The sequence below is a fragment of the Streptomyces sp. NBC_00691 genome (genome assembly GCF_036226665.1).
GTDB lineage: Bacteria > Actinomycetota > Actinomycetes > Streptomycetales > Streptomycetaceae > Streptomyces.
On record NZ_CP109007.1, the window covers coordinates 4,028,728 to 4,041,563 of the forward strand.

11 protein-coding genes are annotated in these 12,836 nt (G+C 73.0%); 6 read left to right on the top strand and 5 right to left on the bottom strand.

The window, feature by feature from the left end:
* Positions 1 to 276 precede the first annotated feature (276 nt).
* A complete protein-coding gene (locus OG392_RS18120; RefSeq protein ID WP_329280638.1) occupies positions 277 to 1,953 on the top strand; it encodes a protein kinase domain-containing protein in 1,677 nt (558 codons plus the stop codon).
* A gap of 192 nt (positions 1,954 to 2,145) precedes the next feature.
* On the opposite strand, the gene OG392_RS18125 is transcribed toward OG392_RS18120, so the two are convergent.
* Positions 2,146 to 2,673: a hypothetical protein gene (locus tag OG392_RS18125; protein ID WP_329280641.1), complete on the bottom strand. Its 528-nt coding sequence runs from the start codon at positions 2,671 to 2,673 to the stop codon at positions 2,146 to 2,148.
* A gap of 112 nt (positions 2,674 to 2,785) precedes the next feature.
* Here OG392_RS18125 and OG392_RS18130 point away from each other — a divergent pair, with 112 nt between their 5' ends.
* The 5 genes from OG392_RS18130 to OG392_RS18150 all read left to right on the top strand — a co-directional run bounded on the left by OG392_RS18130 (position 2,786) and on the right by OG392_RS18150 (position 8,110).
* Positions 2,786 to 2,908 (top strand): hypothetical protein, encoded by a 123-nt coding sequence (locus tag OG392_RS18130; protein WP_329280643.1) that lies wholly within the window; start codon positions 2,786 to 2,788, stop codon positions 2,906 to 2,908.
* A 96-nt stretch (positions 2,909 to 3,004) separates the two neighbouring features.
* Complete coding sequence (locus tag OG392_RS18135) at positions 3,005 to 3,724, top strand: PadR family transcriptional regulator (RefSeq protein WP_329280646.1); 720 nt, start codon at positions 3,005 to 3,007, stop codon at positions 3,722 to 3,724.
* 144 nt (positions 3,725 to 3,868) lie between these two features.
* Positions 3,869 to 4,603 (top strand): ABC transporter ATP-binding protein, encoded by a 735-nt coding sequence (locus OG392_RS18140; RefSeq protein WP_329280648.1) that lies wholly within the window; start codon positions 3,869 to 3,871, stop codon positions 4,601 to 4,603.
* Positions 4,600 to 7,464, top strand: a complete 2,865-nt coding sequence (locus tag OG392_RS18145; RefSeq protein WP_329280650.1) for an ABC transporter permease — start codon at positions 4,600 to 4,602, stop codon at positions 7,462 to 7,464. Before OG392_RS18140 ends, OG392_RS18145 begins: the two co-directional genes overlap by 4 nt.
* Positions 7,465 to 7,561: 97 nt before the next feature.
* Positions 7,562 to 8,110: a bacterial proteasome activator family protein gene (locus OG392_RS18150; protein ID WP_017240334.1), complete on the top strand. Its 549-nt coding sequence runs from the start codon at positions 7,562 to 7,564 to the stop codon at positions 8,108 to 8,110.
* Between the two features lie 129 nt (positions 8,111 to 8,239).
* Here the strand turns inward: OG392_RS18150 and OG392_RS18155 are convergent, their stop codons facing one another.
* The 4 genes from OG392_RS18155 to OG392_RS18170 are packed head-to-tail and all read right to left on the bottom strand — an operon-like array spanning position 8,240 to position 12,623.
* On the bottom strand, positions 8,240 to 9,226 hold the full coding sequence (locus tag OG392_RS18155) for an NAD(P)H-quinone oxidoreductase (RefSeq protein WP_329280654.1): 987 nt from the start codon (positions 9,224 to 9,226) through the stop codon (positions 8,240 to 8,242).
* Positions 9,227 to 9,274: 48 nt separating this feature from the next.
* Positions 9,275 to 10,336 carry a potassium channel family protein gene (locus tag OG392_RS18160; protein ID WP_329287344.1) on the bottom strand — a complete coding sequence of 354 codons (1,062 nt, stop codon included), beginning with the start codon at positions 10,334 to 10,336 and terminating at the stop codon, positions 9,275 to 9,277.
* Positions 10,337 to 10,356: 20 nt separating this feature from the next.
* Positions 10,357 to 11,697, bottom strand: coding sequence for a molybdopterin molybdotransferase MoeA (locus tag OG392_RS18165; protein WP_329280656.1), 1,341 nt, complete (start codon positions 11,695 to 11,697; stop codon positions 10,357 to 10,359).
* Positions 11,694 to 12,623: a DUF6457 domain-containing protein gene (locus OG392_RS18170; protein ID WP_329280658.1), complete on the bottom strand. Its 930-nt coding sequence runs from the start codon at positions 12,621 to 12,623 to the stop codon at positions 11,694 to 11,696. Before OG392_RS18170 ends, OG392_RS18165 begins: the two co-directional genes overlap by 4 nt.
* Positions 12,624 to 12,836 lie beyond the last annotated feature (213 nt).

A 12,836-nucleotide genomic window follows, 5' to 3' on the forward strand; every position in this document is an offset into this window, starting at 1 on the left:
CAGTCCTCGCCGTCGTCTGTCGTGCCGTGTCCAGTCGTCACGCTACAGGCTCCGTACGACACCACGGTCCGAGATGGACCGGCCATCCAATCCCTTCCACGTACACCTGTGCAAATTCGACAGGATTCCTCCGCCCTCGCGGAAACGGTTCGGGGAACCTTCCTGTGCGGAGGGTCACGGAACCGTTCACCCGGCTTGACGTGTCACTGCCCTCGGGCAGACTTGGCCAGGAAATTCCGGATCAACGCCGCCACGCGCGCGTAGGGGGAAGCACAGATGAGCCAGGACGGCGCACAGGGCCGCTATGCGGGCGGTTCGGTCGCGGGCGGCCGGTACCAGCTGCGCGACCTTCTCGGCGAGGGCGGCATGGCGTCGGTCTACCTGGCCTACGACAGCGCACTCGACCGCCAGGTCGCCATCAAGACGCTGCACACCGAGCTCGGCCGGGAACAGTCCTTCCGCGAACGCTTCCGCCGCGAGGCGCAGGCGGTCGCGAAGCTGTCGCACACCAACATCGTCTCGGTCTTCGACACCGGCGAGGACACCCTCGACGGGGCCGTCATGCCGTACATCGTCATGGAGTACGTGGAGGGGCAGCCACTCGGCTCGGTCCTCGTCTCGGACATCCAGCAGTACGGCGCGATGCCGGCCGACAAGGCGCTCAAGGTCACGGCCGACGTGCTCGCCGCGCTCGAGGTCAGCCACGAGATGGGCCTGGTCCACCGCGACATCAAGCCCGGCAACGTGATGCAGACCAAGCGCGGCGTGGTCAAGGTCATGGACTTCGGCATCGCGCGGGCCATGCAGTCCGGGGTCACGTCGATGACCCAGACCGGCATGGTCGTCGGCACCCCTCAGTACCTCTCCCCCGAGCAGGCCCTCGGGCGCGCGGTGGACGCCCGCTCCGACCTCTACTCGGTCGGCATCATGCTCTTCCAGCTGCTGACGGGCCGGCTGCCCTTCGACGCCGACTCCCCGCTGGCCATCGCGTACGCGCATGTACAGGAGGAGCCGGTCGCCCCGTCGACCGTCAACCGGGCGGTGACGCCGGCGATGGACGCGCTCGTCGCCCGCGCGCTGAGAAAGAACCCGAACGAGCGGTTCCCGAGCGCCGCCGCGATGCGCGACGAGTGCCTCCGGGTGCTCTCCGCCGGTCAGACCGGCGCGCCGATGATCGTCCCCGGCGGCCCTGTCAGCAGCGGCGCGGGCGTCGGCTCGGCGGTCTTCCCGCCCGTCGGCCAGACCCCGCCGCCGGGACCGCACTCCGGACCGCACGGGGTGCAGCACCCCTACCAGCCGCCGACGCCGCAGCCCGGACCGTACGGTCCGGCGACCCCGGCGCCCGCCTCCTCGTACGGATACCCGCAGCAGGCGCCGACGCCCGCTCCGGCGTACTCGGCTCCCGCCCCGCAGGCCTCGTACCAGCAGCCCACCCCCGCGCCGTACTCCCCGGTGCACACGCCCGCGCCGAGCCCGGCGGGTGGCGGTGCGCGACGGAACACGCCGATGATCGTGGGTGCCGCCGTCGTCGCCCTGCTCGCGATCGGCGGTCTGCTCGTGGCCCTCAACCTCAACAAGGACGACGACCCCAACGCCGGCGGCACGGGTGGGGGCACGGGTGGCACGGAGACCCAGCAGAGCCAGTCCGCGGCGCCCGGGCACAAGGGTCCGGACCTGACCAAGACGATCGACCCGAAGAAGTGCACGCAGCCGACCGAGTCGAGTGACGACCCCGAGAAGTTCGAGGTCCCCAACTTCACCTACAAGAACATCCAGTCGGTGAAGGAGTGCATCCAGGCGGCCGGCTGGAAGCTCATGACCCAGCGCCCGGTGGACGAGGCGACGTACGGCGAGGGCACGGTCCTCGAGCAGTACCCGCCGGCGGGCCAGGACATCGACGCCAAGGACGCCGAGTTCACCCTCAACATCTCGACGGGCAACCCGGGACAGTAGGACGGGCCCGCCCCCGGACCCGGCCTCGTCCGGGCTCCGGGGTGGCTCGGGCGGGCTCGGGTGGACTCCGGCGGGCTCCGCCTGTACTCCTCCTGACGACCTTTTACGTCGACTGCCCCCGCCCCGGATGCCGGAAGTGTCCCTACATGTGACGCTGAGTTCACTATCTCGGCGGCTCGGTACGGGAGGGGGTCACCCGGTGACTCCAGCACTCCGCAGGGCACGGGCACGGGTCCTCGGACCTGCTCTCACCTGCGTGTTCGCCTGTTTCTGCGTGATGTACGGGGATCCGGTCGCGTACGGAGCCGAGGTCCCCGGCACGGCAGTGGGGGCCGCGGCCCCGACCGCGCCGTCGGCCCCTTCGCCGCTCCCGCCCTCACCCTCCTCGGCGTCCGCCGCCCCGTCGCCCTCCTCCGGCCCGCCCTCCGCGACGGTCACGCCCTCCCCTTCGGCCTCCGTCTCCGCCTCCCCGGGGCGGACCGGGGACGCCGGCACGCCCGCGCCCCCCGCGCCCGCGCCCACCGGCACCGGGGTGGCGCGCCCCGTCCCGCCGGGCGCCGAGCCCAGCGACGCGCCCTCTCCCCACGGCTCCGCTTCGCTGGCGGGCCGGCCCGCGGGCGAGGGGCGGCCGAGGCCCGGACGTTCCGTGCCGCCGGCCTCCCCGGAGGACGACACCCCTCCGCCACCGGCGGCCTCCCGTACCGAAACGGCAACAGACACGGAGAGCCCAGAGGGCCCCGCAGCCGTCGAACAGGAGGCCGAGGGGGTACGCGAGGAGGAGGCCCTCGTGCCGGAGGCGGCGCGCGCCAGCCGGCCGGGCGCCTCGCCGCGCATGGCGTCAGAATCCGCGACACCCCTCGTCGACCAGCGGATTCCCGTCCTCACGCTGGGGGTCGGCCTGGCTCTGATGGGGCTCGGCATCGGCTTCCTCGGGCTCCGGATGCGGCGCAGCTGAGCCCCTCGCTCCGCCCCGGGTCCCCCTTGAGACGGACGTGCCCCTTCCCTCTCAGGACGGTTGTTCGCGACGGCATACCCGGTATACATACTGAGTATGTCGATCCGCCACGGGCTTCTCGCCCTCCTCGAACGCGGCCCTCGGTACGGCTCCCAGCTCCGTACGGAGTTCGAGTCCCGCACCGGTTCCACCTGGCCGCTCAACGTCGGCCAGGTCTACACGACCCTCAGCCGGCTGGAGCGCGACGGCATGGTCGCCCAGGGCGGCGAGGACGCGGCCGGCCACGCGCTCTACGCGATCACGGAGAGCGGCCGCGCCGAGCTCAGGTCCTGGTTCGAGAAGCCGGTGGACCGCACCAGCCCCGCCCGTGACGAGCTCGCCATCAAGCTCGCCATGGCCGTCGGCGCCCCCAGCATCGACATCCGCGACGTCATCCAGTCCCAGCGCCGGCACACCGTGAAGGCCATGCAGGACTACACCCGCCTCAAGGCCCAGGCCCTCATCGCCGTCGAGAGCGGCGGGGCGCGGGAGCGGGACGACATCGCCTGGCTGCTCGTCCTGGAACAGCTGATCTTCCAGACGGAGGCCGAGGCGCGCTGGCTGGACCACTGCGAATCCCGGCTGATCCGCCTCTCGGCGACGGCCGCGGACACCGGATCCGCCCGGGGGACCACGCCCGGAAGCACCACCGGAAGCACCTCCGCGGCCGGGGCAGCCGAGGCACCTGCCGCGTCCGCGCCGCCCGGCACCGCTGCCGAAGCGCCCACCGAAACCGCACCACCCGAGGCCGCGTCACCCGTCGCCGGGGCGCGCTGACCGCACGGTCGCGCCCCGGACGTACCGCTCGCGCCTCACCGCCGTACGGCCCGCGCACGCCCGCCGTACCACTCCCGCATCACCTTTCCACCGCTCGCTCCCGCATCCGGCCGACCGCCGGGTGCGCCCAAGGGGGGACCCCTCATGTCCGCACAGCAGCCCGTGCTGCAACTCCAGAACCTGACCCGCGTCCATGGCGCGGGTGCCACCGAGGTGCATGCCCTGCGCGGCATCGACCTCGCCGTGTACCCGGGTGAACTCGTCGCCGTCATGGGCCCGTCCGGCTCCGGCAAGTCCACACTCCTCACCATCGCCGGCGGCCTCGACGCCCCCACCTCGGGCCGCGTGATCGTCGAGGACACCGACATCACCCAGGCGAGCGTCAAGGAGCTCGCGGCCCTGCGCCGCCGCAGCATCGGCTACGTCTTCCAGGACTACAACCTCATCCCGGCCCTCACCGCCGCCGAGAACGTGGCCCTGCCCCGCGAGCTGGACGGGACCTCCTCCCGCAAGGCACGCGTCGAGGCCCTCAAGGCCCTGGAGGAGATGAGCCTCGGTCACCTCGCCGACCGCTTCCCCGACGAGATGTCCGGTGGTCAGCAGCAGCGCGTGGCCATCGCCCGCGCGCTCGTCGGCGAGCGCCGGCTGGTCCTCGCCGACGAGCCGACCGGTGCCCTCGACTCCGAGACCGGCGAGTCGGTGCTCGCCCTGCTCCGCAGCCGCTGCGACGCCGGCGCCGCCGGTGTCCTCGTCACCCACGAGCCGCGGTTCGCGGCCTGGGCGGACCGGGTCGTGTTCCTGCGGGACGGCGCCATCGTCGACCAGACCGTGCGCAGCGAGGCCGATTCCCTGCTGTCGGGCCAGGTGGCTGAGGCGTGAAGACCTGGCTCCACTCCTGGCGCGCCGCGATCCGGATCGCCCGCCGCGACGCCTGGCGTTCCAAGGGCCGCAGCGCCCTCGTCCTCGCCATGATCGCCCTGCCGATCCTGGGTGTCAGCGCCCTCGATCTGACCTTCCGCAGCTCCGAGCTGTCCCCCGCCGAGCGGGCGGACCGCATGATCGGCGCGGCCGATGCCCAGTTCAAGGACCCCGGCTACGGCGGGGAGCCGGTCTTCCAGGACCCGGTCGGCGAGATGAGCACGCCGGCCAAGGACTACAAGGACACGGCGTGGCCGAGCGGCCCCACCGACGTCACCAAGACCTTCCCCGCGGGTTCCACGGTCCTCACGGACAGGTCGGGCACGGCCAAGCTGACCACGAAGCACGGTCTGCTCGTGACCCAGGTGCGTGAGCTCAAGACGGCCGATCCGGTCGCCCGGGGCATCACGACCCTGCTGGAGGGGCGCCACCCGGAGAAGAACGACGAGATCATCGCGACCTCGAACTTCCTGGAGAGCAGCGGTCTGTCGATCGGCTCGACCCTTTCCGCGCGCAACTTCGACCGCCCGTACCGGATCGTCGGCTCGTACGAGATTCCCGACGAGCTGAACGCCGTCCAGGTCAACGCGCTCCCGGGGGCCTTCCTCGCGCCGTACGCGAGCGCCGTCGAGAAGGCCGGTCTGCAGAAGCCCGACACCAGCACCACGTTCCTGGTGCGCGCGTCCGGTGGTTTCACGTGGAACATGGTCAAGGAGCTCAACACCAAGGGTGTCGTCGTCTCCTCGCGTGCCGTGATCCTCGACCCGCCCGCGAACTCCGAGGTCCCGCTCTTCCAGAAGGACGGTTGGGGCGACTTCGAGACCAGCACGGTGGGCAACGCCACGGAACTCGCCGCCATCGGCACCGTCGTCGGTCTGGCGATGCTGGAGATCTGTCTGCTCGCCGGACCCGCGTTCGCGGTCGGCGCCCGTCGCTCGCGCCGCCAGCTCGGTCTGGTCGGTGCCAACGGCGGTGCCCGCAGCCACATCCGGGCCATCGTGCTGAGCGGCGGTCTGGTCATCGGTGTCGCCGCGGCGGTCACCGGTACGGTCCTCGCCCTGATCCTCACCAAGGCGCTCCAGCCGTACCTCGAGGAGACCATGGGCCAGCGGTTCGGGGCCTTCGACATCCGGCCGCTCGAAATCCTCGGCATCGCCCTGCTCGCCGTGCTGACCGGTCTGCTCGCGGCCATCGTGCCGGCGATCACCGCCTCGCGGCAGACCGTCCTCGCCTCGCTCACCGGTCGGCGCGGCGTCCGCCGCAGCAGCCGGGTGCTGCCCCTGATCGGCCTCGCGGCCCTTCTGATCGGTGGCGCCATCGCGCTCTTCGGCTCCATCGTCAGCCAGCAGTTCATCATCGTGGCGGGCGGCTCGGCCGTCGCGGAGCTGGGCGTCGTCGCCATGACCCCGGCCCTGGTCGGCCTGTTCGGACGGGCCGGGCGCTGGCTGCCGCTGTCGCCGCGGCTCGCCCTGCGGGACGCCGTGCGCAACCGGGGCCGCACGGCACCCGCGGTCGCCGCCGTCCTCGCCGCCGTCGCCGGTACGGTCGCCGTCTCCACGTACATGGCCAGCGAGGAGGCTCAGCACAGGGCCGAGTACACGGCCCAGATGCCGCACGGGACCGTCTCCGCGTTCGTCACCGAGGAAGGCGGCCGGGACGTCCCCGCGGTCCGCGAGGCGATCCAGCGGTACGTCCCCGTCGACGTCCGGGCGGATGTCGCGCGCGTCTCGGTCGGCAAGCCCAGCTGCCAGCCGTGGGACAGCGGCCCGGGCTGCGGCCGTTACGAGGTCGTCGTCCCCCCGGCGAACGAGTGCCCGATGTACGCGTCGCTGCCCGGCGGCGGAGACGCCTCGGAGAAGTACACGCCCGAGCAGCGGCGGAAGATGCTCACCGAGGACTGGCGGTGCAAGGAGGGCCGGAGCAGCGGGATGTACGTCTCCGACGGCGGGCTGCTCGTCGGTGACGCCGCGCTTCTGAAGGTCCTCGGCCTCGACGACGCCGCGACCGTGAAGGCGCTCGACGAGGGCAAGGTCGTCAGCTTCAACCCCGTCAACATCGACAAGAGCGGCATGTTCGGGATCAAGCAGATCACCGACCTCGCCGCGGCCGACAAGGCCTCCCAGGAGAGCAAGCCCGCTCCCGGCAAGGTCACCCGCCTGCCCGCCTACCAGGTGCCCGGGAACGAGAAGTCCTACGGCGTCCAGGCCCTGATCACCCCGGCCGCCGCCAAGGCCGCCGGTCTCGCGACGGTGCCGCTCGGCATGTACGCCGGCACCGACCGGCTGCCCGACACCACCGCACGCCAGAAGCTCGACGGCGAGCTCACCAAGCTCGGCAGCACCGTGGATCTCCGCGTGGAGGAAGGATTCGTCAACGCCAACAGCCTCATCCTGCTGTCGCTGGCGATCTTCGCGGGGCTCGTCACCATCGGCGCCGCCGGCATCGCCACCGGGCTCGCCCAGGCCGACGCCGAGGCCGATCTGAAGACGCTCGCCGCCGTGGGCGCCCCGCCGCGGGTCCGCCGGACCCTCAGCGGCTTCCAGTGCGGCGTGGTCGCCGCGATGGGCGTGATCCTCGGCTCGGCCGCCGGAGTGCTGCCGGCGATGGGCCTCCGGCTCAACGAGGAACGGCTGCAGATCCGCTTCCACGAGGAGGCCGTCGCCCAGGGCTGGAGCGCGGCCACGGACGTGCCGTACGTCCCGATCATCATTCCCTGGGAGACCCTCGCCGGTCTGCTCGTCGCCGTACCCGTGGGTGCCGCGCTGCTCGCCGCCCTGGTGACCCGCTCGCGCGGCGCGCTCTCCCGGCGCGAGGCGACCTGACGGTCTTCGTTGTCGTCCTGTGCCCCCGCACGAGGGTGGATCACCCTCGTGCGGGGGCACACCCCGTGGTGACGCATGTGTACGAGAGAATGGCGGCATGGAGATGCCGAGGAATGACAGGTCGCAGGAGAGCCCCCAGGTCCTCATCGTGGGACAGGACGGGATGGCGCTCGGCGGCACTCAGGGCGACGACGAACCCCGCGAGGTCCCGGTGACGGAAATGGTCGAGCAGCCTGCGAAGGTCATGCGGATCGGCAGCATGATCAAGCAGCTCCTGGAGGAAGTACGCGCGGCACCTCTCGACGAGGCCAGCCGCGTCAGGCTCAAGGACATCCACGCCAGCTCCGTGAAGGAGCTGGAGGACGGGCTCGCCCCCGAGCTGGTCGAGGAACTGGAGCGGCTCTCCCTGCCGTTCACGGACGAGGCGATCCCCTCCGAGGCGGAGCTGCGCATCGCGCAGGCGCAGCTCGTGGGCTGGCTCGAGGGCCTCTTCCACGGCATCCAGACGGCGCTGTTCGCCCAGCAGATGGCGGCCCGCGCCCAGCTGGAGCAGATGCGCAGGGCGCTCCCGCCGGGTGCGTCGCACGACGATGACGACGACGACCGCGGCCACGGCCACGCCGTCCGCTCCGGGCCGTACCTGTAGGCCGCGACGGAGCACGCACGAGGAGGGGCCCGGCACACTGCGTGCCGGGCCCCTCCTCGTGCGAGGACGGGGAGAACCGGGCCGGGTCAGCCCTGGGGGCGTGGCCGTCAGCCCTGGAGGGCGTGGCCGTCAGCCCTGGGGGGTCACCAGCAGGACCTTGCCCACGTGAGTGCCGGATTCCAGCGCCCGGTGACCCTCCGCGGCGTCGTTCAGCGGAAGCGTCCGGTCGACGACCGGCCTGACCGTGCCCGCGCCGATCAGGGGCCAGACGTGCTCCCGTACGGCGGCCACGATCGCCGCCTTCTCGTCCGCGGGACGGGCCCGCAGCGTGGTCGCCATCACCGCGGCGCGCTTCGCGAGCAGCGCCCCGAGGTTCAGCTCGCCCTTGACGCCGCCCTGGAGGCCGATGACGACGAGCCGGCCGTTCACGGCCAGCGCCTTCACGTTCCGCTCCAGGTACTTGGCGCCGACGATGTCCAGGATGACGTCCGCACCCGCTCCGTCCGTCGCCTTGGCCAGCTCCTCGACGAAGTCCTGCTCGCGGTAGTCGATGAGGATGTCCGCGCCGAGCTCGGCGCAGCGTGCCAGCTTCCCGGGGCCTCCGGCCGTGACCGCGACCCGCGCCCCGACCGCCTTCGCCAGCTGGATCGCCATCGTGCCGATCCCGCTCGCACCGCCGTGCACGAGCAGCGTCTCGCCGGGACGCAGGTGGGCGATCATGAAGATGTTGGACCAGACCGTGCAGGCGACCTCGGGAAGCGCCGCGGCCGTGGCCAGGTCGATTCCCTCAGGCACCGGGAGCAGCTGCCCGGCGGGGACGACGACCTTCTCCGCGTATCCGCCACCGGCGAGCAGCGCGCAGACCTCGTCGCCGACGGCCCAGCCGGACACCCCCGGGCCGAGCGCGGCGATCCGGCCCGAGCACTCCAGGCCGGGGTACGGCGAGCTGCCCGGCGGCGGGTCGTAGAAGCCCTGGCGCTGGAGCAGATCGGCGCGGTTCACCGCGCTCGCCACCACCTCGACGAGGACCTCGCCCTCGCCGGGTACGGGATCGGGCACCTCGGCCCAGACGAGGGCCTCGGGACCACCGGGTTCCGGAATCGTGATCGCATACATGGCGGCGAGGCTACTCCCGGGACCGGCCGGGGGCGCGATGCTCCGGGCTCAGTCCTCCGGCGGCGTCCTGAGCGGGGTGACCGGCGCGGCGCGCACGATGGTGATCACCCGGTCGGTGAGCTGGAGCGGGCTGGCCGCGGGGTCGTCGTAACCGAGCAGCCGGTGGCCGCGGAGCACGCTCACGACCAGGTCACCGGTCTCCCGCACGCTCTTTCCGACCTCGCTCTTGGTCACCGGGCGCTCCACCAGGTCGAGGCCGGAGCCCTGCTGGATGAGGTCCTCCATCACCGTGCCGGCGCTGGGGCTCAGCACGGAGAGGCCGAGCAGGCGCCCCGCGGCGCTGGCACTGGTGATGACCGCGTCCGCGCCGGACTGGCGCAGCAGCGGCGCGTTCTCCTCCTCGCGGACCGCGGCGACGATCTTCGCGCCCCGGTTGAGCTGCCGGGCCGTGAGGGTGACCAGGACGGCCGTGTCGTCGCGCTGGGTGGCGATGACGATCTGCCGGGCCCGCTGCACCTCGGCGCGGAGCAGGACGTCGCTGCGGGTCGCGTCGCCGACCACGCCGACGAAGCCGTCCGCGTTCGCCGTCTCGATCACCTTGTTGGAGGGATCGACGATGACGATCTGGTCCTTGCTGAGACCGGTCGCGCAGAGCGTCTGGATCGCGGACCGCCCCTTGGTGCCGAAGCCGACGATGACGGTGTGGTCGCGCAAGGTGGACCTCCAGCGATTCAGCCGGAACTCCTCGCGGGTCCGCTCCGTGAGGACCTCGAGGGTGGTGCCGACCAGGATGATCAGAAACAGCACGCGCAGGGGCGTGACCAGCAGGATGTTGGCGAGTCGCGCCGAGTCGCTGTACGGGACGATGTCGCCGTATCCGGTGGTGGAGAGCGTGACGGTCGCGTAGTAGGCGCAGTCGAGGAAGTCGAGCGTCTCGTTGGCGTTGTCGTGATAGCCCGAGCGGTCGACGTAGACGATGAGGACCGTCACGGCCAGCACGCCGAGGGCCATCAGGAGCCGCTTGCCGACCTGGCGCAGGGGACGTTCGACCTCCCGGCGCGGCAGCTTGATCTGCGGACCGGAGATCCGTTCGTCCGCGTGGCGGGCCATCACGTCACGACTGGGAAGTTTCACGTGAAACACGCTCCTTGGGCCGGTACGGCCCCCTCGGCCACCGGCCAGGGAAGGTCGAGGACATCCAAATCTTGGCCGGGGCGGGCGCCGCCGGGCGGGACGACGGCCAGGCCGTCGGCGGCGGCGATGCCCCGGAGCATGGCCGGTCCGGTGTAGCGCAGGGGCACGGCGCGTCCACCACGGCGCACGACCGGGACGAGCCGGGTGTCGTACGGATGCCCGTGCACCTCGTCCTGGACGGGCACGCGGGGCGGGGCGGGCGGCTCTGCCCCGGCCCCGGTCAGGGCGGCCAGAAGCGGCTGCGCCAAGGTCAGAAGCCCTGAGACGGCTGCGAGCGGATTGCCGGGAAGCCCGACGAGGTGACGGACGTGCCCGGGCCGGGCGGGTCCGGCGGCGAGGCGGGCGAGCAGCATCGGGTGGCCGGGCCGGACCTTCACGCCGTCGACCAGGAGGGTCGCGCCTGCCTTGTCCAGGACGCCGTGGACATGGTCCACGGGCCCGGCGGCGGTCCCGCCGGTCGTGAGGACCAGGTCGGCGGCGGAACCGGTGACGGCCGCGTACAGCTCCTCGGCCTCGTCACCGATCCGGCGGGTGGCGAGGACGTCGGCGCCGAGCGCCGTCAGCCACGGGCCGAGCATGGGGCCGAGGGCGTCACGGATCAGGCCGTCGTGGGGGAGACCCGCCGTGAGCAGCTCGTCGCCGAGGACCAGGATCTCGACCCGTGGGCGCGGCGGTACGGGGAGCTCGTCGTAGCCGGCTGCGGCGGCGAGGCCGAGCACGGCGGGGGTCACCACGGTGCCGGCCGGCAGCAGCTCGTCGCCGGCCCGGCACTCCTGGCCCCGGGGCCGGATGTCCTGCCCCGGCACGACCTCGCGCAGGGCGTGCAGCACGGCGTCCTCACCGGGTACGTGCTCGGCGTGTGCGTGTTCGGTGCGTGCGCGTTCGGTGCGGACGACGGCGGTGGTCCCGGCAGGGACGCGGGCGCCGGTGGCGATCCGTACGGCCTCGCCGTCGGCCGCCACGGCCGCGGACGCCTGTCCGGCAAGGACGGCGCCCTCCCCGCGTACGGCCCAGGGGCCGGGACCCGCGACCGCCCAGCCGTCCATGGCGGAGGTGTCGAAGGGCGGCAGGTCGGTGAGGGCGAGCAGCGGCTCCGCCAGGACCTGGCCGAGTGCCTGCCCGAGGGGTACGCCGAGCGGCGCCCGGCCGGCCCGCGCGGACGCCCCGGCACTGACGGCCGTGGCGCGCGCCTCGGGCCAGGGGGTGGCCCGGTGCGGCTGCCCGGCCCGCGCGTCGTCGGTTCCGGGGGCCACCGGGAGGGGCTCCTTCAGGGTCATCCGGCCTCGTCCTGCTCGGCGGCCCAGCGCTGGGCCAGCGCGGCGGCCTTGCGGGCGGCCTCGGCGACCGCCTCGGGACCGCCCTCGTCGCCCGCGCGCGCCGCCGCGTATCCGACCAGGAAGGTGGTCAGGGGCGCGGCGGGGCGGGCCACTCCATGGGCGGCGTCCCGGGCCAGATCGAGCAGTACGCCGGTGTCGACGTCCAGCTCGATGCCCAGTTCGTCCTTGACTGCGGTGATCCATTCATCCAGCACGGTCCCATGCTCCCTGATGCGGGCCCGGGCCGTGGCGATGTCCTCCCAGGTGTCGCAGTCGAAGGAGGCGAGGGGCCCGGCGGGGACCCGGGTGAGGCGCAGCGCTCCGGTGAGCCGCCGCAGCGGGCCGCCGGCGAGGGTGCCGCGTTCCTCGGCGATGCGCGCCAACTCCCGCCGGAGCGGGGCGGCTCGGTAGGCGGCGACGAGTGGCTGGTCCCGTCCCCCGGAGTCGGTGAGGAGGGCGGCCTCGGCGTCGGGGGCGGCGACGAGTGCCCCGATCAGGCGCTGGACGGTGTCCTCGTCGAGGAAGGGCAGGTCGGCGGAGAGGACGAGCAGGACGTCGGCCCCGGTGTCCCCGCCTCTGTCGCCGGTCCCCGATCCGGCGGCGGTTCGGGTGGCTGTGGCGGTGCCGGTCGACGCGCCGATCTTCCGAACTCCCGCGTCGAGGGCGGCGAGAGGCCCTCCGCCGGGCGGGTCCTCCCTGGTCCAGAGGACGGGGTGGACGGTCGCGCGGGGGTCGCCGACGACCACGGTCCGGTCCGCGCCACGGCATGCGGCGAGGACCCGGTCGAGGAGTGCCCGGCCTCCGACCCGTACGCCGGGCTTGTCGGCACCGCCGAGTCGCTGGGCCGCGCCGCCGGCGAGCACGACGGCGTCATGGGGGATGGTCACCCCAGCAGTATGGTCCGCCGCCCCGTCCTCCGTCGGGCGCGTCTCCCTCAGTGGGACGGCGCGGATGCCGGACGCGACGCAGAAGGGGCCGACGGAGGACACGCGGACGGCGCGATGGCCGGTCCCGGGCCACGGTCCGGGGGCCTCCGGCGATGGGCCAGGGACGCTCGTGGACGCTCCGGCGGGACCGGGAAGGTCCGGCCGGAGCGCCGG

What these genes read in the sequence shown, in the direction of transcription:
- OG392_RS18120 (WP_329280638.1), top strand. Translation starts at nt 277, where the DNA reads ATGAGCCAGGACGGCGCACAGGGCCGCTATGCGGGCGGTTCGGTCGCG.
- OG392_RS18165 (WP_329280656.1), bottom strand. Translation starts at nt 11,697, where the DNA reads ATGACCCTGAAGGAGCCCCTCCCGGTGGCCCCCGGAACCGACGACGCG.
- OG392_RS18155 (WP_329280654.1), bottom strand. Translation starts at nt 9,226, where the DNA reads ATGTATGCGATCACGATTCCGGAACCCGGTGGTCCCGAGGCCCTCGTC.
- OG392_RS18150 (WP_017240334.1), top strand. Translation starts at nt 7,562, where the DNA reads ATGGAGATGCCGAGGAATGACAGGTCGCAGGAGAGCCCCCAGGTCCTC.
- OG392_RS18130 (WP_329280643.1), top strand. Translation starts at nt 2,786, where the DNA reads ATGGCGTCAGAATCCGCGACACCCCTCGTCGACCAGCGGATTCCCGTC.
- OG392_RS18140 (WP_329280648.1), top strand. Translation starts at nt 3,869, where the DNA reads ATGTCCGCACAGCAGCCCGTGCTGCAACTCCAGAACCTGACCCGCGTC.
- OG392_RS18160 (WP_329287344.1), bottom strand. Translation starts at nt 10,336, where the DNA reads ATGGCCCGCCACGCGGACGAACGGATCTCCGGTCCGCAGATCAAGCTG.
- OG392_RS18135 (WP_329280646.1), top strand. Translation starts at nt 3,005, where the DNA reads ATGTCGATCCGCCACGGGCTTCTCGCCCTCCTCGAACGCGGCCCTCGG.